General features: G+C 48.2%; 21 protein-coding genes and 1 pseudogene. 16 read left to right on the top strand and 6 right to left on the bottom strand.

What is annotated here, in order from left to right:
- Positions 1-376 precede the first annotated feature (376 nt).
- The 12 genes and pseudogenes from A6301_RS05405 to A6301_RS05350 all read left to right on the top strand — a co-directional run bounded on the left by A6301_RS05405 (position 377) and on the right by A6301_RS05350 (position 8,672).
- A complete protein-coding gene (locus tag A6301_RS05405) occupies positions 377-1,240 on the top strand; it encodes a GTPase family protein (RefSeq protein WP_234257283.1) in 864 nt (287 codons plus the stop codon).
- An 85-nt stretch (positions 1,241-1,325) separates the two neighbouring features.
- Entirely contained in the window at positions 1,326-2,147 is an 822-nt protein-coding gene (locus A6301_RS05400) for a DUF932 domain-containing protein (RefSeq protein WP_234257282.1), read from the top strand.
- A gap of 225 nt (positions 2,148-2,372) precedes the next feature.
- Positions 2,373-3,071, top strand: a complete 699-nt coding sequence (locus A6301_RS05395) for a DeoR family transcriptional regulator (protein ID WP_233979873.1) — start codon at positions 2,373-2,375, stop codon at positions 3,069-3,071.
- Positions 3,072-3,249: 178 nt separating this feature from the next.
- The gene (locus tag A6301_RS05390; protein WP_233948122.1) at positions 3,250-3,822 is read left to right on the top strand and encodes a hypothetical protein; all 573 of its coding nucleotides are present in this window, start codon (positions 3,250-3,252) and stop codon (positions 3,820-3,822) included.
- A gap of 35 nt (positions 3,823-3,857) precedes the next feature.
- The gene (locus A6301_RS05385) at positions 3,858-4,331 is read left to right on the top strand and encodes a hypothetical protein (protein WP_233979874.1); all 474 of its coding nucleotides are present in this window, start codon (positions 3,858-3,860) and stop codon (positions 4,329-4,331) included.
- 16 nt (positions 4,332-4,347) lie between these two features.
- A complete protein-coding gene (locus A6301_RS05380; RefSeq protein WP_039494636.1) occupies positions 4,348-4,581 on the top strand; it encodes a membrane protein in 234 nt (77 codons plus the stop codon).
- 87 nt (positions 4,582-4,668) lie between these two features.
- Entirely contained in the window at positions 4,669-5,142 is a 474-nt protein-coding gene (gene radC, locus A6301_RS05375) for a DNA repair protein RadC (protein ID WP_233979876.1), read from the top strand.
- A 39-nt stretch (positions 5,143-5,181) separates the two neighbouring features.
- Positions 5,182-5,517 (top strand): annotated as a pseudogene (locus A6301_RS05370) (type IV toxin-antitoxin system YeeU family antitoxin).
- A gap of 68 nt (positions 5,518-5,585) precedes the next feature.
- Positions 5,586-5,906 (top strand): TA system toxin CbtA family protein, encoded by a 321-nt coding sequence (locus A6301_RS05365; RefSeq protein ID WP_233979878.1) that lies wholly within the window; start codon positions 5,586-5,588, stop codon positions 5,904-5,906.
- A 117-nt stretch (positions 5,907-6,023) separates the two neighbouring features.
- On the top strand, positions 6,024-6,857 hold the full coding sequence (locus A6301_RS05360; protein ID WP_233979891.1) for a DUF4942 domain-containing protein: 834 nt from the start codon (positions 6,024-6,026) through the stop codon (positions 6,855-6,857).
- A gap of 104 nt (positions 6,858-6,961) precedes the next feature.
- Entirely contained in the window at positions 6,962-7,609 is a 648-nt protein-coding gene (locus tag A6301_RS05355; protein WP_233979879.1) for a DUF4433 domain-containing protein, read from the top strand.
- A gap of 13 nt (positions 7,610-7,622) precedes the next feature.
- On the top strand, positions 7,623-8,672 hold the full coding sequence (locus A6301_RS05350; protein ID WP_234257281.1) for a macro domain-containing protein: 1,050 nt from the start codon (positions 7,623-7,625) through the stop codon (positions 8,670-8,672).
- Between the two features lie 72 nt (positions 8,673-8,744).
- On the opposite strand, the gene A6301_RS05345 is transcribed toward A6301_RS05350, so the two are convergent.
- On the bottom strand, positions 8,745-10,064 hold the full coding sequence (locus tag A6301_RS05345; protein ID WP_234257280.1) for a site-specific integrase: 1,320 nt from the start codon (positions 10,062-10,064) through the stop codon (positions 8,745-8,747).
- A 708-nt stretch (positions 10,065-10,772) separates the two neighbouring features.
- On the opposite strand from A6301_RS05345, the gene A6301_RS05340 reads away from it, so the two are divergent.
- Genes A6301_RS05340 through A6301_RS05325 form a run of 4 tightly spaced genes read left to right on the top strand, consistent with a single transcriptional unit; the run spans position 10,773 to position 15,778 of the window.
- A complete protein-coding gene (locus tag A6301_RS05340; protein ID WP_205540105.1) occupies positions 10,773-11,684 on the top strand; it encodes a YafY family protein in 912 nt (303 codons plus the stop codon).
- A gap of 11 nt (positions 11,685-11,695) precedes the next feature.
- Entirely contained in the window at positions 11,696-12,358 is a 663-nt protein-coding gene (locus tag A6301_RS05335; RefSeq protein WP_233671789.1) for an ATP-binding protein, read from the top strand.
- Positions 12,359-12,360: 2 nt separating this feature from the next.
- Positions 12,361-14,076 carry a DUF1269 domain-containing protein gene (locus A6301_RS05330; RefSeq protein WP_234257279.1) on the top strand — a complete coding sequence of 572 codons (1,716 nt, stop codon included), beginning with the start codon at positions 12,361-12,363 and terminating at the stop codon, positions 14,074-14,076.
- Complete coding sequence (locus A6301_RS05325) at positions 14,048-15,778, top strand: LeoA/HP0731 family dynamin-like GTPase (RefSeq protein ID WP_107169129.1); 1,731 nt, start codon at positions 14,048-14,050, stop codon at positions 15,776-15,778. The genes A6301_RS05330 and A6301_RS05325 overlap by 29 nt, the downstream gene beginning before the upstream one ends.
- A gap of 201 nt (positions 15,779-15,979) precedes the next feature.
- Here the strand turns inward: A6301_RS05325 and A6301_RS05320 are convergent, their stop codons facing one another.
- From A6301_RS05320 to A6301_RS05300, 5 genes are all read right to left on the bottom strand, one after another.
- Complete coding sequence (locus tag A6301_RS05320; protein ID WP_234257278.1) at positions 15,980-16,621, bottom strand: hypothetical protein; 642 nt, start codon at positions 16,619-16,621, stop codon at positions 15,980-15,982.
- Between the two features lie 14 nt (positions 16,622-16,635).
- Positions 16,636-17,394 carry a PD-(D/E)XK nuclease family protein gene (locus tag A6301_RS05315; RefSeq protein WP_205540103.1) on the bottom strand — a complete coding sequence of 253 codons (759 nt, stop codon included), beginning with the start codon at positions 17,392-17,394 and terminating at the stop codon, positions 16,636-16,638.
- Positions 17,395-17,477: 83 nt separating this feature from the next.
- Positions 17,478-18,122 (bottom strand): OmpA family protein, encoded by a 645-nt coding sequence (locus tag A6301_RS05310; protein WP_107169132.1) that lies wholly within the window; start codon positions 18,120-18,122, stop codon positions 17,478-17,480.
- Between the two features lie 11 nt (positions 18,123-18,133).
- Positions 18,134-19,882, bottom strand: a complete 1,749-nt coding sequence (locus tag A6301_RS05305; RefSeq protein ID WP_234257277.1) for a hypothetical protein — start codon at positions 19,880-19,882, stop codon at positions 18,134-18,136.
- Positions 19,879-21,150, bottom strand: a complete 1,272-nt coding sequence (locus tag A6301_RS05300) for a hypothetical protein (RefSeq protein ID WP_234257276.1) — start codon at positions 21,148-21,150, stop codon at positions 19,879-19,881. The genes A6301_RS05305 and A6301_RS05300 overlap by 4 nt, the downstream gene beginning before the upstream one ends.
- Position 21,151: the final 1 nt, after the last annotated feature.

The raw sequence follows: 21,151 nt of genomic DNA, 5'->3' as shown, positions 1-21,151 counted from the left end.
GCTTATGTAACAGCAAGAAATGATGTCTCAAACGTAGACGGCCATCGTATTCGCTGATGTTTCTATACCGTTAGATTGATGCCATCCAACTATGAAACCTTGCTGCCCAATGCTCTATCGCCCCCTCAGGTAATTTGCTCTTATCCACTGTTCTGTTCTGTTCTGTTCTGTTCTGTTCTGTTCTGTTCTGGTCTGGGGATGAGGGATACCAGAACAACCTAACGACTCAGGGACCGGGATCACAGGCGGGCAGTGGCTCGTCACTTACCTTAATTCAAATTATTTTCAGATATATATCATTCTTCTGAACATACCCGATTAACGGCAGAATCTTACGATTCTGCCGTTTTTGTATAATTTTTCAGAGGAGTAGCTAATGAACAATTCTGAAGGTTTGAAGTCGTTCCACCAATCGCTTTCTGGTCTGCCACAGTGGGCATCAGAGCGGATTCTGCAGCAAATAAACCAGTTAACCGACTACGAGCCAGTGATCGGCATTATGGGTAAAACCGGGGCGGGAAAGAGTAGCCTTTGCAACGCTTTGTTTGTCGGCGAAGTATCGCCAGTCAGCGATGTCGCGGCCTGCACCCGTGAACCTTTGCGCTTTCGCCTGCAAGTTGGTGATCGCTTTATGACAATTGTGGATCTGCCTGGTGTTGGAGAAAGCGGAAGCCGTGATGCGGAATATGCTACGCTGTACCGTCAGGAGATTCCCCGTCTCGACCTGGTGCTATGGCTAATTAAGGCTGATGACCGGGCTTTGGCCGTGGATGAACATTTTTACCGTCAGGTGATAGGTGAGGATTATCGGCATAAGGTGCTATTTGTTATTAGCCAGTCAGATAAAGCTGAGCCCACATGCGGCGGCAATACACTGTCCACGGAGCAGAAGCTGAATATCAGCCGCAAAATCTGCCTGTTAGATGAGCTGTTTCAGCCAGTGCATCCAGTGTGTGCCGTATCAGCTCGTTTGCATTGGGGGCTGCGGGTGATGGCTGAGCGGATGATTCGTTGCCTGCCGCGCGAGGCGAGCAGCCTGGTGGTGGTACAGCTCAGTGCGCAGCTTCGTACCGATGCCGTTAATAAAAAAGCCTGTGACGATTTTGGTGAAATGGTCGGTTCGGTACTGGATACAGTAAGTTCCATGCCGCTGATACCGAGCCCAGTTCGGACAATTATTCAGGCTGTACGTGACACCGTGGTATCGGTCGCAAGTGCCGTCTGGAATTTCTTCTTCTGAATACTTAGCTCCTTATCCGTTGTTCCCTTGGCCCTGTCGCTTTTGCGGCAGGGTTTTTGTTTATTCTTTTTCTGAGGAAATTCCTATGATTCGTTTAGCTTCCCGCTTTGGTGCTGCCAATGTTATCCGTCGTGACCGACCGTTAACTCGCGATGAACTGTTCCGCGTGGTCCCCAGCGTGTTTAGTGAGGACAAGCATGCGTCGCGCAGTGAACGCTACACCTGTATCCCGACCATTACCCTGCTGGATAGTCTGCAACGTGAAGGGTTCCAGCCCTTCTTTGCCTGCCAGACCCGCGTCAGGGATATTGGCAAACGCGAGCACACCAAACACATGTTACGCCTGCGTCGTGAAGGACAAATCACCGGCCAGCAGGTGCCAGAGATTATCTTGCTGAACAGTCATGATGGCTCAAGTTCGTATCAGATGCTGCCGGGGCTGTTTCGCAGTGTGTGCCAGAACGGCCTGATTTGTGGTGAATCGTTAGGTGAGATTCGGGTGCCACATAAAGGTGATGTGGTTGAGCGGGTGATTGAAGGGGCTTATGAGGTGCTGGATACCTTTGAGCGTATCGATGAGAAGCGGGATGCCATGCAGTCACTGTTGTTGCCGCCACCTGCTCAGGTGGCGCTGGCAAAGGCGGCACTGAGCTACCGCTTTGGCGAAGACCACCAGCCGGTCACAGCGGCTCAGATACTGGCTCCACGCCGCTGGCAGGATGAATCCAACGACCTGTGGACCACCTATCAACGGGTACAGGAGAACCTGATAAAAGGCGGGTTGACCGGTCGCTCCGTGCAGGGCAGGCAGGCCCGGACACGTGCCGTCAAAGGGATTGATGGCGATATCAAGCTCAACCGTGCGCTGTGGGTGATGGCGGAAACCATGCTGGCGACATGCCAGTGAGTGATGTGCCAAGTGTTATCACACTGTAACCACATGGACAGGGTATGTCCGACCGTTAGCGTTTGCCCCCATAGCCTGTTTACCTCAATCGCCTCTCAGGCCGCATCCCATCGGCTTTCTTACTGAAAATAAAAATATTTTTCATAGTGTCCATACCCTGACCACGCCCCTCTTTAAAGTAATCACAGGACTTTCATTCCGTTAACTGCCTCAGGAGGCTGCACCATGACACAGGCTGACCGCCGATATGACCGGCTGGCCGTCAGGCTGTCATTGATAATCAGCCGATTACTGGCGGGCGAAACACTGAGCGTCAGAAAACTGGCGGCAGAGTTCGGCGTCTCTACTCGTACCTTACGGCGAGATTTCCGTGAACGGCTGATGTATCTCGACCTGGAATACCGCAACGGTCTTTGCCGTTTGCCGGAGCACCACAACCCGGCACGGCATGGGCAGGATGTGTTGATGTTTGTCCGGCAGACCGGGATGGGAAACGTGTTTCCCGGCCTGGATAACCGGCTGGTTAATACTCTGCTGGACAGCGGTGAGGACGCGCCCTGTCTGGTCTGGCATCCGCCCTTGCGTGGTACACCGACGCTGCCGGGGCATTTTTACCGTCTGACCAGAGCGATTGGCGAGCAGCTACGCGTCACGATTCTGGCTGACGGTCAGCGTTATGACGGGTTATCTCCTTACCGGCTTATCTGCCTGTATGGCGAATGGTATCTGGTGGCCGAATCGCTGGGACATCTTCTGGTCCTGCCGCTGCACGAGATTCACGGCGTGACGGTTTCCACCGAGTCATTCCAGCGCCGCGATGATATCTGCCACCTGACCACACAATCCGGCTTCATCACGGCATTGCCGCACTTTCGCTTTATTCACGATGTACTCACCACCTTCGGCACGTCTCCGGCCACATAAGTCAGGGACGCGATGCCAACACCAGAGAAAACCAGAAAGACGGATAAAAAAGGACAGTACCCGTAGCGGCACGCAGAGGCCGTTACCGGACAGTTCAGTAAAGAGCCACACCAGACGTCACAGGCAGACACCGTTCTGCCTGGACGATTTTCATAATGACTTCAACATAAAGGATACGATGATGTTTACCTACCTTCCGGGCAAACGGGGATGGCTGATAATCGGGCTACTGGCAACCTTCTCCGCTCAGGCAGAAACCGAGCTTCCTGCTCAGGTCACCTGGCTTACCTTCAAAAGGCTTGGCTGGACCAACCCTGATGGGCTGAGTGATGACCAGTTAATCCGCATGACCTATAAAGGCAGAACGATTTTTAACTATCCCTGGACTGAGCAGTTTTTTGTCAGAGATGGATACGGGCCACTGTTTCTGGCGAATAAAAAGGCCAAAACCCTTTCTCGGGTAAATATGAGTACGCGGTCAAAAACATCAGGTGACCTGGAGGTGGTCTATCGTGGTAACAAAACCAGCAACTGTACCTATGAAATTACCGACACAAAGGTCTATTTCAACGCCAATTTTGCCGACGGCAAGCCCGAGCAGCCGACGTTATTGCTGAGCATTCCAGAAAAGTGCATCGACCAGAAAAAGATGGCGGAAATTAAGGCACAGAAACGTGAGCAGGAGCAGAAACTGGGTAAATGGCTGGCAGACGGCTTCAACAAAGAGCACCACCGCCGTTACGGCTACTGACCCTGAGACGTGTCCATTCACACAGAGGAACCCGCATGAAACACATTCATTCACTTCTGCTCGCTGGCGCACTGTTGTTGCCGTTATCCGCACAGGCCGTACCGAACCTGTGGAGTGCCGATTCTGGTCAGGGTGTCACCGAATATCGGATAGCCAATACCGCAGGCAGTGTCTTTACCGTTAACTGCACCGGCAACCCTGACGAAGACAACACGCTGCAACACAGCGTGGCGGTGTCCCCCGTAGGTGGTCAGGGTGTCGATTCCCATTTTTCCACCGAGGTGTCTATCGTCGTCGTTATTGATGACCAGCAGTACGGTATTCCGTCCTCGTTAGGATGGCGCAATGCCGATAATGCCTGGTTCGCGTTTATTGAGGCGATTGGCAGCGCAACGCAGTTTGACGTTTATCTTAATGACCGACATGTAGGAACTTGGGAGCCCAGGCAGAAAAACGTACAGAAGGTGCTGGCTGATATCGCGTCGTGCGTCACAACACACCGGGAATAATCGGGAGAGGTAACCCATGCCCATTATTGCCATCATCGTTATTGTCGTGGTTGTCATTGTGTTAAGTAAAACCGGCATTTCGGACAGCCTAATTGGTCTGGTTATCGCCACCGTTGCAGGATTGCTCACCGGCAGCGGAACCGCAGGCGTTGCCAGCGTGGTGCTGACACCGTTTCTGGGTATCCCGATAGGACTGTTTATCGGTGTAACCGTATTCGCCAAAGTACTGCGCTGGTTTTCCCGACGCTAGTGATAGCGTTAACTACTCAACGTTAGTCCATTCCCGCCCCTGTTGCTCACGCAGCGGGGGCGTTTTATTTATTAAGGAATCAATATCATGTCATCCCTTTTATCTTCCCCACCAATGCCAAGTCGAGAACAGCGCATCATTCAGATGGCGTTGTGCCTGTTGGAAAAGCGCGTGCGTAAAAATGCGCGGCAGTTCAAAACCTCGGAGGACACCAAAAGCTGGTTAATGCTAGAGCTCAGTAGCCTGGAGCGCGAGGTCTTTATGGTGCTGTATCTGGATAACCAGCATCGCCTGATAGAAAAGGAAATTATCGCGCTGGGTGGCATCAACAGCACCGAAGTGCATCCGCGTGAAATCCTCAAAGCTTCACTACGTCATAACGCCGCCGCCGTGATACTGGCACACAATCATCCTTCCGGCTGTGCCGAGCCGAGTCAGGCTGACCGCCATATCACCGACAAGCTGAAGGACTCACTGTCACAACTCGACGTCAGAGTCCTCGATCATCTGGTTGTCGGCGGCGCTGAGGTAGTGTCGTTCGCTGAACGCGGCTGGCTGTGATGACCGCATTGACCACCGCGTTTTTATAAGGAAACCATTATGCAATCATCGGATACCCCGGAATGGGGATTAAAATGTTCCGTTACGCCGCGATTCGGAGCCAGACTGGTGCAGGAAGGTAACCGTCTGCATTATCTGGCAGACCGGGCCAGCGTTGTCGGTGCGTTCAGCAAAACAGAAGCCCGTAGTTTGGAAAGCTGTTTCCCTGAGTTGATTAAACAGTTGGAATAAAAAATGAGAACGGGTGAGCTAAATCCTCGCCAGCAGGGTTGTGTCACGTTGCATTGCAACGAATGGACCTGTGAAGCCGATACACTGGGCAGCGTTGGCTACGTATATATTGTTATTTATCCCCCTTCTGCGGCAACAGAATAAACAACGATCCTTTCTCTATCCTGAACATTTCCCTGATTTTATCGACTTAACCTGTAGAGTGTATTCCCATGCAAACATCACCTGCAATCCCGCCTCGGGAGGAACAATCCTGCCCGTTACCCATAGCCGTCTGGCAGCAACTGCTGACCTATCTGCTGGAAAAGCACTACGGACTCACGCTCAATGACACACCGTTCTGCGAGGAAAACGTGATTCAAGCGCATATCGATGCTGGCGTCACGTTGGTCAATGCCGTGAATTTCCTGGTAGAGCGTTACGAACTGGTACGTATCGATCGCAACGGTTTTAACTGGCAGGAGCAATCACCGTTTCTCACTACTGTCGATATCCTTCGCGCCAGACGTGCTACCGGCTTGCTCAAAGCATAAAGATTGCGAGCTGCTTTCCAGTCACATCGCACCAAACCTGTTTATCTTTCTCCCCAATGCATAATGCGCCAGCCCTTACCGGCTGGCGCATTTGCTTTTATCTATGGACTATAAATGATGCAAACTGAACCTGAGGTGTTAACCGAACACACCGAACTGATTTGCTCGACCGATATCGAACGCATCGTCACCGGACGTGATACCGCGCTGCAACAGATAGAACAACACCTCAAACAGTTACAGGCGATTTCAACACTCACGGCGACTATCGGCGGCGGCACCGCTGAGGACTGGGCATTAAAACAAGGGCACCGTTACGATTGCTGGCTAACAGAAACGCCTGACAAGGCGATGCCCGCCATCACACGCACGTTGGATCGCAATATCTGGCGTGATCTGATGCTGAAATCCGGCATGCTGTCGCTGATGGACGCTGAAGCCCGCAGCCAGTGGCACAAGAATCTGGATGAGGGTGAGCTACCGGCAATCAGCGAAGCCAATATCCTCAGTACATTTGAGCAACTTCACCAGAGCAAGAGGGAGGTATTCGAGCGCGGGGTGATCAATGTGTTTAAAGGGCTATCGTGGGATTACAAAACCAATCACCCTTGTTACTTCGGCAAGAAAATCATCATCAGCAATCTGGTGACCTACAACCGTTGGGGTTTTGGTCTGAACTGGGGCTGGCGACGCGATCAACTAGCTGATTTGGAAAGAATGCTGTACCTGCTGGATGGTAAATCGATCCCCGACAATCGAGGCGATGTTACCATCCGGTTGATGGACCATATCCGCGATAATCCCCATCAGCAGGAATATGAAGATGACTATTTTAGTGTGCGTTACTTTCAGAAAGGCACCGGGCATCTCACCTTTAAACGCCCTGACCTGATCGATCAGATGAACGATATTATTGCCAAACATTATCCAGGGATGTTGGCGGCAAGGTAGTCACTGCCTTTCTGGTAAGCGTGGTATTCATGCCTATTTCCTCCCCCAAAATTTGTTATTATTGCGGCAGATTAGCATTGGATTGCTAAAAGGAGCTGGTTTGTATGCCGATCCCTGAACGTCCCAAGATTTACCACATCCTTCACATTGATCGACTTCGTTCGATCATTGCCGAAGGGTTGTTGTCTGACGAGCAAATCTCGGTTCGTCATGGTGCCGGTACAATGATAGGTATGAGTAGCATTAAACAGCGTCGGCTCCATGAGTTGACGCTCACAAACCATCCCAATCTGTATGTGGGACAATGTGTGCCTTTTTATTTTTGTCCCCGCTCTGTCATGCTATACCTGATATACAGGTCCAATCATCCAGAGTTGGCATACCGTGGTGGTCAAGAGCCTATTTTGCATCTTGAAGCTGACCTCTATACAACCATGGCATGGGCGGAGCAACATCGTCAACGCTGGGCGTTTACGTTATCTAATGCCGGTTCACTTTACTTCGAAGATCGTTGTCAACAATCCCAACTTGGAGAGTTGAATTGGGACGCGATACAAAGTAATCAGTGGAGCGGTGGCAATGGAACTAAAGAGGCGAAACAGGCTGAATTTTTAATTGAGCGCTGTTTCCCCTGGCATTTAATTGAGCGCATCGGTGTTCATTCACCTTTGATTTATCAGCAGGTTGCTAACATGATCCCGCTTGGCGGGCACCGTCCCCCTGTTGAGGTGAAACGAGAATGGTACTACTGATGAGGATTTCATAATGATTGAATACAGACAGGGTGACATCCTCCAGGCAGAGACTGAGGCCATCATCAATACCGTGAATTGCGTCGGCGTAATGGGGCGGGGCATTGCATTGCAATTTAAAAATGCCTACCCGGATAACTTCAAAGCCTATGCGGCCTCTTGCAAAGCAGAACAAGTGGTGCCTGGCAAAATGTTCGTCTTTGAGACCGGGCAGTTAACCAACCCGCGTTATATCATTAACTTTCCGACCAAACGTCACTGGAAAGGAAAAAGTCGCCTTGAAGATATCATTGCCGGGTTGGACGATCTGGTCGCAGTGATCCGACAACATGATATTCGCTCTATTGCCATCCCTCCATTGGGGAGTGGCTTAGGCGGTCTGGACTGGCAAGATGTTAAGCCCTTGATTGAGTCAGCGGTTCAACCGCTTGAATCCGTACAGATTGCGATTTACGATCCCAGCGGCGCACCGTCATCGGAACGTATGGTTCATAAAACAGAAGTGCCAAAGATGACGGCAGGGCGGGCTGCATTGGTTGAACTGATGCAGCGTTATCTTAATGGATTGTTAGATCCGTTCATCTCTTTGCTCGAATTACATAAGCTGATGTATTTCATGCAGGAATCTGGAGAACCGTTACGCCTTAAATACCAGAAAGCACATTATGGGCCTTATGCGGAAAACCTTCGGCATGTGCTTAACGCGATTGAAGGGCATATGATCTCTGGGTATTCAGATGGCGGTGATATGCCTGATAAGCAGCTCTCGCTGGTTCCCGGCGTGGCAGAAGAGGCAAAAACGTTTCTTGAACAGCAGGAAGAGACTTACCGCCGCTTTCAGAAAGTCTCGGATTTGGTGGAAGGTTTTGAGTCGCCTTTTGGTCTGGAACTACTTTCAACGGTTCACTGGACAATGCAATATGAATCATTGACGTCCCCTGAAGACGTTACTGATTTTATCTATGCCTGGAATGAGAGAAAGCGGCAGTTTACACCGCGTCAGATATCCTTAGCGGTAGATACGTTGCATCGCAAGGGGTGGTTAACCTCTACCGTTGCTTAGATTTAGTCTTTGCTTAAATACTCGCATGGCTCTTGCTGTTCAAGGAACTAAGAGCCGTGCGTCCTTATTTTTTTACTTACCACCGAACTGAACTTTAACGACATTATCTGGCATTGATGCGGGTATGTTAATGATTTCCTGTTGAATAAAATCACCCCAGCGTAGAAATAGCTTTTTCAGTTTGTCCGCTTGTTGCCCAACTTGATAAGTACGGATTAATCGATCTTTAGGAACGTGATTCAGCAGAAGTTCGATCAGGCGCTCTGGTGCATCCAGATATTCCGCACAGCCCGTGGCAACGCTGCGACGTAAGTCATGGGGAGAGAAGGGCGCAAGTTCCGCGAGATATTTAGATCTCACTCGCTCCAGAGCACGCGTCAATGCATCACCGGTGATAGGAAATCCGGGCTTGCTGGTGGAGCCGAAAACATAAGCCCCTTCAGCGATCACGCGCTGTTCTTGAATGAGGGATAGGGCGCGGGGATGTAGTGTGACAATATGACTTTTGCCATTTTTTGTAGCTGGAATAGTCCAACGATCACCGTTGATTTGATCCCAGCGCATTTCTGCTGCTTCTGACCGACGAACACCGGTGAATATAATCAGACGAAGTGCATTCGCCACTGATAATGACATCACCACGCTGGATGCTATCCCGCGACCACCCGCAGCAACGGAACCTCCGCCAACAGAGGCTTCATTCAGCGCTTTCCAAAGCATATGGAGTTCATCTTGCGGTAACCAACGCTCACGCGGTTTACCCATTGATGCACCAAACATGGCCGGTTTGAGCAAACGAGCGGGGTTGTGCTCAATTAGTCCTTGCAACGTGGCATGATCAAGGGTCAGATTCAGGATGATTAGCCCTTTGCGAACCCCTTCTACACTGTCCTTTCTCACGCGACTGAGATGCTCGAAAATGACAGAACGTGAAAGATCGTTAACACGCATATTACCCAACGCTTTTTCAAGATGGCGGCGATAGGTGCCTTCATAGTCGGTAATGGTACGAGTACTGATGGGTTTGCTCTCTGCTCTGAATGCCAACCAGTTTTGCCACAAGTCAGCGAATATAGGCATTTTCTCGTTTTGCTGCTTCTCATTTTTTCTGGCGTAACGGGGATCAATGCCTTTTTTTACTAACTCAGCGGCTTCAGCATGGGCTTGGCGAGCCTGAGCCAGACCCATAGCTGGGTAGCTACCCAATGTCAGCTTGATTTGCTTTTGAGCGATCCTGTAACGATAGATCCAGCTTTTACTTTCGCTGCCATGACGAACACGAATGTAGAGGCCTCCGCCCGCTTTTGATTTGACTGAGACAACATTTTCTTTTTCTTCTTCAGTGACTGAAAGGGATGCTAACTGTCGATCCTGAGTGATGATGATTGCCATAATAGGTCCTTTCTGGGGTACACTCTCGGGTACACACTTAGCATGATATCAGGGGAAACGACAGCGAACGAGTGGAAACCTAAATATTGATTAATTATTTGATTTTAAAAAATAAAATATCAATATTTAAACAGGGAAAACAGAGGGAAACATCAGTCTATTGAGTTCGTAATGCGAAGGTCGTAGGTTCGACTCCTATTATCGGCACCATCCTACCTATTTTAACGTCTCCCTAAGTCTACTCAAACATCCTTTAAACCCTTATAATACGCGGTTTCATGGCCCTTATTGTCTCTGCTCGTCTACTCACGTTCACAGAAATCTACACTGAGTTGGGGGTATCAATGGGGGTATTCGCTGTTCGGTCTAAAGGAGATACCCCCAGATGAAGCTCAATGCCAGACAGGTCGAGACTGCCAAGCCAAAAGATAAACTCTAGTATGTGCTTGCAGTGCACGTTGGCTTGTCGTCATCAGATCAATTATTTTTCCTGTGGCGGTATAATTTTCCCTATCTGACACAAGCTGTCAGTGAGTGATATTATATTTCTGGTCAGACGTCGGAATTTGTAGGCGTTAAGATTTTAGTTTCCGATTTTTTAGCCGTTAACTATTACTGGCAATAAATTTGAAAAAATTGAGCAGTGGAAAAATAACCCCCTGTGACGCTTGTTAATGTCTTTTGAGACGGCTTTTTCTTGGACAAATAATGAAAGACAACACGAGCAAAAAATACGAGCTACTTATCGAACGTCTGTGTGAAACGTTTGGTGCTTTATATCAGGGAAAGGTGATCGATAGATCATGGCTCTGTGAGAAATTTGGTGTAACGGAGCGCACGGCGTACCGTGATTTAGCCAGGTTGTCGCATCTTTTGGAGGAAGTCTCAGTCGGGCGCTACAAACTCAGCGGACATTTGCTTCCCGCATTGCATACTGGCCACCTCGCCGAGTTTGCCAGCTTTGCTGGCGTTGCCCACCTCTTTCCTCATAACGATGGGCGATCGCTACGTAACCAAATGAAAAAAGGCGAAAATATCACTATTCACGGGGCAGGAGGCCGGGATAATCGCCAGTTTGGCGAACTAATGAATACGCTTGATAAAGCCATTACCGCCTGCCACACAATAACCTGCGACTATCGCGGTAAATCCCGTGTCATTCAACCCTACCGCCTGATTAACCACTATGGGCTATGGTACCTAGCCGCAGTAGATGAGGGGCTCCTGAAAGCGTTCGAGCTGGCTCGCATTGAACGACCAACTGTGACGGATAAATCTTTTTGTACGAACCCTGCAGTGATACAGGAACTCAATGAAACCATCGGCATTCGCTTTGGCAAGCGTCTTGAAGCCACGTTGTGGGTTTCCGCTCATGCAGCCACGTATGTCACCCGACGCCCACTTTTCCCTGAGCAGCGCGTCGTGCAAATTCACCCGGACGGAAGTCTGACGCTTATCACCGAGATTAGCGATAAGCACACACTATTTCGCTGGCTACGCTACTGGTTACCCGATATTCGCATATTGTCCCCGATTTCGCTGAAGGAGGCGTTCAGTACTGACTTCTGTGCGCGTGCGGCAACTCATGCTGAAAGTGAACCGACCACTGTTTTACGCTAATGAGAGAAAAAATGAATACTGCAGAAGACTTTAACCGCCTCTATACCGATGTTTCACGAAATATTCAGCAAACGCTGGCCGATATTGCCAAGCTTAATGTTGAGAATGAAGACGGTAAACAGCACATGAACGCAATGACTGAGAAACTGCAAATTTTGCAGGAGAATTTCAATCAGAAACTATCTTATTTAGAAAAACATGCCGAGTGGGATAAGTTCACCCTTGCGTTCTTTGGCGAAACCAATGCAGGTAAAAGCACGATTATCGAGTCCCTTCGTATTTTATTTGATGAAGAATCCCGCCGACAGTTACTGCAAAAAAACCACAACGACCTGGATAAAGCCGAGCAGGAACTACGTGAAACCTTAGAGCAGTTGCGTTCTAATTTAGGGGAGGTTTATTCCGATGTAGTGAGTAAAATCACCGATATCAGTTTCTCCGTAATGCGTCTAACGCAAATAATCGACAATGAAAGTACCCTGCGTCTGAAAATAGAAGGCGAGGAGAGTAAAGCGCGTCTGCAACTTGAACAAAATGAGAGCCAATCGCGCTTGAACATTTTGCAGAGACAAACCAGTGCAAAAGCTCGTTTAACGCTGCTTATGACTGCGATTGCTGGCCTTGCTATCGGTTCTGGCGCGGTGATATTGGTTAACATGCTGGCGGGGCAATGAGAATGAGCGATGCATTGTACCTTCAGGATGATATTGCTGAAAATGCTGCCACCTCCAGGCAAATGGAAAGGAAATCATCGCTCAATATTCAAGGTGTACTGGAAAAAAACCTGTCGCGCCTTATTCAGTCGGTCATTAAGGCCGAGAAATTAAAAAACACGGCAAATCGAGTAGATGGGTTAATTATTGGTACTGGCGAGGCAGATTTTACCAAAGGGAATACTCGTTATACCTTACATATTGACGATAAAACCTTTCAACTGGTAGACGTGCCGGGCATTGAGGGGAATGAATCGCGCTATGTGCATCAAGTAAAAGAAGCCATTGCTGAAGCGCACATGGTGGTTTACGTCAATGGGACCAACAAAAAGCCGGAAACGGCCACCGCCGAAAAGATAAAGTCCTACCTTGAATACGGCACGCAGGTTTATCCGCTTGTAAACGTACGCGGTTTTGCCGATGCCTATGAGTTTGAGGAGGATCGACAGGATCTCACGCAACAGGGCGGAGCTGGAGAAGCGTTGCAACAAACCCTTGGCGTGCTTGCGCCAGTGTTGGGGCCGGACGTGCTGCTGCCCGGAAATTGTGTCCAGGGGCTGATGGCTTTCTCCGCGCTGGCTTATGATGACGTTACGCTGAGTACCACCATTCATCCCTCTCGGGATCATAATCTCGCTGCACAGCAGAAGCGCTATTTTAAGCATTTCCCCAGCCGTCAAGAGATGTTGGATTTCAGCCAGGTGAACGCGGTTGCGCACGTTATTAGAGGTAAGGTTGCCACCTTTCGAGAAGATATTGTCGAGAGCAACAAAGGTAAAGTGCGTGAGTCGCTTGGCCAGTATTTGCAGGTTCTCGTGGAACAACTCGCCAGCCATCGAGCGTTCCTGAAAAATACAGAACCGGAATTTGAAAAATGCCATGTAGCGTTCAGAAACGCGATTGCCACGTTTGAGCGCCGAATTGTGAACAATCGTCGTAACCGTTGGAACACCTTTTTTAATGAGTTGATGGATAAAAGCGACGATATTGTTGAAGACGATTTTGGTGATAGCGATGCGATCTCCCGGCGTATTAATCAGGAATTTAAAACGCGACGTACCCACGTCGAACAACTGATGCTGGAGGATACCGAGGAGGGGGTTAAGGCGTTGCAGGAGCAGATGCTTCAGGCGGTTACTCGTCTGCTGGAAGATATTAAGCATGTCGAGTTTCAGCAACGCGTCAGTTTTGATCGTCATGGTGGGTTCGATTTTGGCAGCGATATTGAACTGGGCTATGACCTTGGGTTAGGTGATTTCGGCTCAATGGCCTTTAAAATTGGCAGTTATGCGTTAACTGGCGGTACGATCGGCAGCGCATTTCCCGTCATTGGTACGGCCATCGGTGCTATCGCAGGGGCGCTGGTTGGCGTGGTCATGACTGTTGTCGGATTTTTTACCAGTAAGTCTTCAAAAATTCGCAAAGCTCAGGGAAAAGTTCGCGACAGGCTGGAAAGTGCGAGGGATAAGGCATTACATGGCGTCGATGATGAAGCCAGCAAGTTGGTTGAGGCTATTGAAAAAGAGCTTCAGGGCAGCCTGCTACAGAAAGTGAACGAGATGCACACGGCATTGCAGCGGCCAATTTCGATTTTCGAAGAGCAAATCACGCGAATCACAAAACTAAAAAATCAACTGGAGAAGATGCCTTATGGAACAATTCAAACAGTTCAGTATTGAGAAGCAGGCTGCAATTGGCTCGCTGCTAAAACTGCGCGGCATGCTGGAAACTCTTGGTGAGATGGAGATGGACGTCGGCGACGATCTGCAAAAAATCTCGTCTGCTATTGCTTCCGTTGAATCTGACGTTCTGCGCATCGCCCTGCTGGGGGCATTTTCCGATGGAAAAACCAGCGTTATCGCTGCCTGGCTCGGTAAGATCATGGAAGATATGAACATCTCAATGGACGAGTCTTCCGATCGGCTTAGTATTTACAAACCGGAAGGGCTGCCTGGCCAGTGTGAAATAGTGGATACGCCGGGACTATTTGGCGACAAAGAGCGTGAAATCGACGGTAAACAGGTGATGTATGAAGATCTCACTAAACGTTATATTTCCGAAGCGCATCTTATTTTTTATGTTGTTGACGCTACCAATCCGTTGAAAGAGAGCCACAGCAGCGTTGCTAAATGGATACTGCGCGATCTTAACAAGCTTTCGTCAACCGTCTTCATCATCAACAAAATGGATGAAGTCACCGATTTGACCGATCAGGCACTGTTTGACGAGCAGGCGGCGATAAAAAAAGAAAATCTCAAAGGAAAATTGCAGCGTGCCGCTAACCTGAACGCAGCGGAACTCGATCAACTCAATATCGTCTGTATTGCCTCTAACCCGAATGGCCGCGGTCTGCCTTTTTGGTTTAACAAACCAGAGCATTATGAGAGCCGTTCACGTATTAACGATCTCAAAAATACAGCCGCAGATATTCTGAAAACCAATGTCCCCGGGGTGCTACTGGCGAAAACCGGCATGGATGTGGTGAAAGATATTGTTAACCAGCGCGTAACGCAGGCTAGACAGCAGCTCAACGAACTGAATACGTTCGTCGAGAAAAATGACGAAGATGCGTTACGCTTCAGAAACGATATCACCCAGAGCCGTACAGAGGTTAAGCGCCTGGCAGGTGAACTGTATGAAGAATTAAGGTTGATGGAAAACCAGCTAATGAGCCAGTTGCGTCCGCTGGAACTGGAGGATATTCGCCCCTTTATGGATGACGAACTAGGGTATACCGAAGAGGGCGTAGGCTATAAGCTCCACCTGCGTATTAAGATAGCGGTAGATCGCTTTTTTAACCAGTCTACCGCGGTGACGCAGCGTCTGTCGGACGACATTACCCGCCAACTGAACTCCAGTGAAAGTTTCTTAAGCAACCTCGGTGAAGGTGCGTTTAAATCCCTCGGCGGAGCCTTTAAAGGTGTGTCTAAAATTAGTCCAGCGACGATCAAAACTACCATTTTTGCCGCGCGTGACACCATTGGGCAATTAACCGGTTATGTCTATACGTTTAAGCCTTGGCAGGCAACCAAACTGGCTGGAGGCATTGCTAAATGGGCTGGCCCTGCGGGTGCCGTATTTACTATCGGTTCCGATCTCTGGGATGCGTATAAAGCGCATGAGCATGAGCGGGAAATCAGCGAGGCGAAAGAATCGCTTGGTAAAATGATCAAAGATCCGTTTAAAGATATCTATGACATCTTGAGCTCGGACGAGAAAATGTTCGCTTTCTTCGCGCCGCAGATTCAGAACATGGAAAAGGTCATTTCCGATCTGACGGAGAAAAGCAACGCCATCCGGCAAAGCCAGCAAAAGCTCGGTTTACTTCAGGGGCAGCTTGCACAGTTAAGCCTGCCAGTTCCAGATCAACAGCCAACCTAATTTGTGGGCCGCGATACTGTCACGTGGAGATGTGACGGTATCGCGGGTGGTGGCATTACCAGCATATTTATCGTGATGTTAGTATTTATCTCGACGGGTATACATATGCTCCCCTTCTGCCAACACGGTTGTGTAGCCCGCTTTTCATAAGGCTATCTCATACTTAAGGGGCATCCACTATTGCTGGATTACCGTCACTTTTCATTCATTATTTTTAAATGATGAAGAAAATATCTCATCAAAAAAAGGAACCGCGTCCATAAGTTTCTCCATCGCATTATTAAGCGGGGAAAAAATTTCATGATCCGCAGGGAAATAACCATATTCTTGCCAACATTCGGCAAGCTGGTTTGCATTTAATAATACTGGGAAAAAGAATTCACCGTTTGCCAGATCATCAAAGCCTAAAGAGCGAAGTTGCTCGCGATGAAGGGGATTAATATTCTTCACAAACTCAGTGAATTTCCGTTTCCCACCAAACAACTCTATATTAATCTTAAAGCGAAAACCAAAACTGGCTTGTTCTGTACCGACTCCGGTAATTACTGCCAAATAGTAATCAACTTCCGAAACCGTTGTATTATGGGTTTCAAAAAAATATTTCGGTACATCTGTTATTTGTTCCCAACTCTTGGGTGCTAGCCAACAATACTCTTTTTGCCCATATTCAGCTTCACCCTTCCAGTTATTATCCTTTAAAAATCGATCGACACATTGGTCAAAGCCTTTCCAGAAAGCACCATCAATTTGGTTTTCAAATACGACAACGGCTTCATTAAACATTTTTAACTGAGATAGAATCATTGCGCCCGCTTGACGCTCGATATCACTATATTGAGTCATATTTTTATCCTTGATTAAAATTGGCGCATATGTTCAAGAAAACAAAATGCAGCATGAGCGGCCATCTGCTTCGTTGGTGACATATTTTTAGCGATAAACGTGTTTCGGTAATGTTCCTGCATTGAAGATTCTAATTTTGTGGCAAAATTTCGCCAGGAAAGGCAAGAGATATAATGATTGGTCTCAGTGTCACCACTGAGAGGTTTATCACCATGTGGTGTTAAGAAAACAACACCCCAAGGACGCCCACCCGCCCGTTTCTCCGCATCCTGGCAATAACGTGCTATTTGTTGATCCTGCTCGTAAGCATCGATTTTTACCTCAATCAGTAAAAAGAAATTGCCAGCATCTATTTCAATATCAACACGATTGCTACTATCTCCGTTGGGGATGGTTTCAACATCCACCCAGCAATAACGTTCAAACGTTGAAGGAAAAATAGTATTTTCTGATGTTCGTATCGATTTCAACAACGCATTTAATGGTAGCGCACCAAAACCATGTGTTCCCTCTGGGTTAAGTAACCACGCGAGTACGGCAGAATTACGAACCTCGTTTCGTTTAAGCCCTGCTATATTCCAAGGGTCAAAAGAGAGTGAACGATGCTGTACCGCCTTAAGCGGTTCTGCCAGGTTACTGAAAAAGTGTTTTAACTGGTCTGGATCGATATTGATCTTGTTTTCCGGCGTTTTCCCTGTATTCACAATACCTTTCGGCCATTGCTTAAAAAAGGCGGGTAGCCAATCAACCAATGTGGTATTTATTATTTCCATACAAACAACCTTATATTTCTTAAAAGTGAAATTCGCCACTTACCAGATAGCCATCCCCACTGACTTATCTATCAAGCCATGAATTATGATTTTTCTGGTAATACGAAACGCACTTCTATACGACGCTGACGTGCATCTTCTGGCGGGACCCCAGGGATCGGCTGAGAATCGCCGTATCCAGCGACAATCACCCGACGCGCAATGGCTGGGGCAAGATCGCCCACGATAAACTTACGCGCTTCCCTCGCACGAGCCGCCGACAACGTGAAGTTGTCGTCATACACTGTGCAAAAGCTCTCAAAGTTCGTCACCGGACGTGTGACCGGTAAGTTATCGGTATACCCTTCAATAAATACCTGTCCGGTGCTGAACTCGTTGAGAAACTGCACCACCTGTGTTTCGATCGTGGCAAAAGCCTGATTGGCCTGCGCTGCGATGCATGCACTCCCTCGATTAAATACACCGTCACGCAAGGTGATTTTTTGTGAGTTCACATCCAGTGCCACCAGCCCTTCATTTGCAGTACCGTTAAGTGACGCTTTGATATTGCCCAGCATCTCACCGACTTTCGCACGCTGTGCGTTGGCCCCTTGTTCCATTTCTTGCTTATGCTTGATATCTGACCAGGTTTTCTGTAGTACCGACATCACTAGCAGCAACATCACTACCGCCATCACACCCGACATCAGGTCTGAGATGGAGACCCACTCATTCGGTTTATCTTTCATGAGTTATTCCCTTAGGCGGCGTCGTTGACCGTATTTAATGTCACCAGCGTTTGATCAAGGCTTTGTAACGTAGCGGCCAGCGGTTTCAGGCTTTGTTCAATTTGCTGAGTTAAGCGGTCTCGTTCAGGTGAAGAGAGGGTTTCACGAATAACGCTCAGCTCTTTGAGGGCATCGATCAGCCGGTTATCCAGCGAAGAGAGAGCCGTGGAGGCATCCGCGCTGCTCAGCGTCTCATCACGTAATAATTCAATATTGTGTACCAGTTTAATGATACTCGCATTGATGGTGTCCATACTTGGCTGCAAAGGACTATGTTTCTGCATCGCTTGCAGTTGGCTTACCAGTGCTTCGATTGCGAGTACGTTTTTCTCGCCAGACTCGGTCATCCCTGCATAACGGTTATTCAGGCTTGCTACCTGCCGATTGCTGCTGGATACCGCAGTAAGCCCATTAACAATTTGCTCACGCAGATCATCAACCAGCTTCGTCATGGCAATCACTTTTTCGTTCAATGTTTCACTGGTGATCATGAACTCACGCTGGGCGTCGCGTTGCGTTTTCATCGATTGATCGATAGAAACGCGCACTTCGCTCATTGTGGTGCCAACGTTTTGTGAAAGATCGGAAACTGCATGGGAAATACCATCCGTAGCATTTGCCATACTGGTGGATATTGAATCCATATTCTGACTAAAGCTTTCACCCATTTGATTAATGGTAGAACCCAAATCGTTTTTCACCGTTCCTAACATATCGGTAATACCTGAACGGAAATCACCAATTGCACCCTGTAGGTCTCCGGCTGAATCGCCCATTTCCTGCGCAGCATGAGCCATTTTCTCTGCTGATTGCTGTATGGCGGTAAGGTTATCGCTATTGGCATCAATAAAGCGTTGTAACGATTCGCGCGTCGTCGCTAGTTCAGCCAGTTGCTGCTGATTTAGCTCCGCTTGAGTCTGACTGCTTGTGATTAACTGTTGCTGTGTGGCCTGCAACACATCGCTGAGTTTTGCCAGGTGATTTTCACGGCTCTTATCGTGTAACGATGCTTCATGGCCTTGATCTACGAGAATCTTTAATAAAGGCTCTAGCCCAGAGTGCAGCGTTTGTAGCGATTGGCGTGTTGCTTCCCCTTCACGCCGAGAGCAATCCAATCCTTCTTGTAATGTATTAAGCAGTCGTTGCTGAGCTTGTTCATGTTCGATACGTTTATTCTGCCGAGATAGTTCAAACGCTGTTTTCATCTTCTGTGTACACCAGCGTAGGCGTTTCTCGTCATAACCTTTGACGGCAACCCAAGTCTTTAATATCAAAAATGCGCTGATCCCCCACGTCGATGTTTTGAACTTTGTCCCTAGTCCTTCCATCATTCCCATTAGGTTGGACATGGCGCTATCCATCCCTGCGGAATTTGCATCGATCAATATGTTCGATGCCTTATTCAGCGCAATGCCGAGACCAAGGAATGTTCCCAGCAGCCCTAGAATTAGCAAAATCCCAGGCATAATATCAGCCATTTTTTCGGCTGGGCTGGCGACAACTTCACTGATCTCATTCACTGAACCATGTTCAACATCCAATGCATCTGTAGATTCTGAGGAGACGTTACCCTGCCATTTATTTTCCCAAAACTGGACGTTAGCCTGGCGTGAAAGCTGCACGATAGTTAAAAGAACCAGAGACAACATCACTCCGCCAAAAAGCAATTGAATGATGTCGAACTCTGGCAGGAGAAAAGCGAAAAATTCATGAAATGTCATGCTGCCACCTCAACTAACTTACTGGCACGTTCACGGCTGGCTTTTTCAAAAATATTGGCAAAATCGATAATCAAACTTTGTTGCTCACTATCAAGTTCTTCCCAACGTTTACCAAACTGCGCACATTCAATGATCACCATACCGACGGCACTACTGTCTTCCATCAAATACTCCTGACCTTCAAATGCTTCTGGTTCTTTTTCTAACATTTGCAAAAAGCCTTCTGCGGCAAAAACATAGTTGCGCATTTCATTGGTATGTTTACGTTTTGCTTCCATCTTGGCTTGTTGCTCAGGTAAGCGAGCTTCAAGCTCACTAAGCATCCCTACCTCTTCTTCTTGAAGATCGTTGAGGCGCTGACCGATCTGTAAACGGCGCAGTAATACCTGCTCTTTGGAGAGATCGTCATTTAACGATTTCCACTCATTTTCCATGTCTTGCAGGTTATAGCCCCAGGCCATGATCATTTCTTCAAAGACAAAAGGAATGAGTTTCTTACCGAAACGCGTCATCACCACGCGATCAAGGCGCTGTGTTGCTTCATCGCTTAGCTGGGGATTGGGATTCAGCAATTCGTTACCGGTTTCAATCAGGAACAGATCGTCATCGGTTATCGCATTAATATCTTGTGCTCGCGTCAGATGTTGTTCCGTATCTTTCAGTAGCTTCTGCGATGCGCGTAGCCGGAGGTAATGCTCGAAATCATTAATCTGGATGTTTTCTAACACATCCTTAATTTTTGTAGAGAGTTGAGCATAGAGGGTTATCAGGCTAGCGAGATCAACGGCACTGGCTGCTTCACCACGCATTTGGCTGCGGGCTTCACGTAGCGCTTCTTCATGCTCACGAGCTTCATTCATTTCTTCCTGAGTGAGGAACAAATCTTTAAGCTGTTTGGCTTTTTTTATTGCCCATTCAATGGCTTTACTAATGCGTTTAGCCAACTCACTTTTGTCCCATTCAACTAACAGTCCAAGCGCTTTATCAAGAGCTTGCAATGCACCGCCAATCCATGGGAATTGTGGTAACACCTTTGCAGCCAGTTTTGCTGCGTTTTGCACGATAGGGCGGATCACATTACTGATAAACGGTTTTACCTTTTCCCAGACACTTTTTACATTTCCTACAAAGGTCTCCGCTTTTTCAGCCATCCAGGAAATGGTTTTTGCTGCTGTTTCTTTAACCCCATCCCACACTCGCCCAACCGTGCTTGCCACAGAGCTGACTGTATTACTGACCCAGCTCACACAACTTGAAAGCCATCTCATA

The sequence above is a fragment of the Pectobacterium sp. IFB5596 genome (genome assembly GCF_021432585.1).
Taxonomy (GTDB): domain Bacteria; phylum Pseudomonadota; class Gammaproteobacteria; order Enterobacterales; family Enterobacteriaceae; genus Pectobacterium; species Pectobacterium punjabense.
The sequence above is the reverse complement of the archived record's forward strand: the minus strand, read 5'-3'. Positions and strand labels throughout refer to the sequence as shown.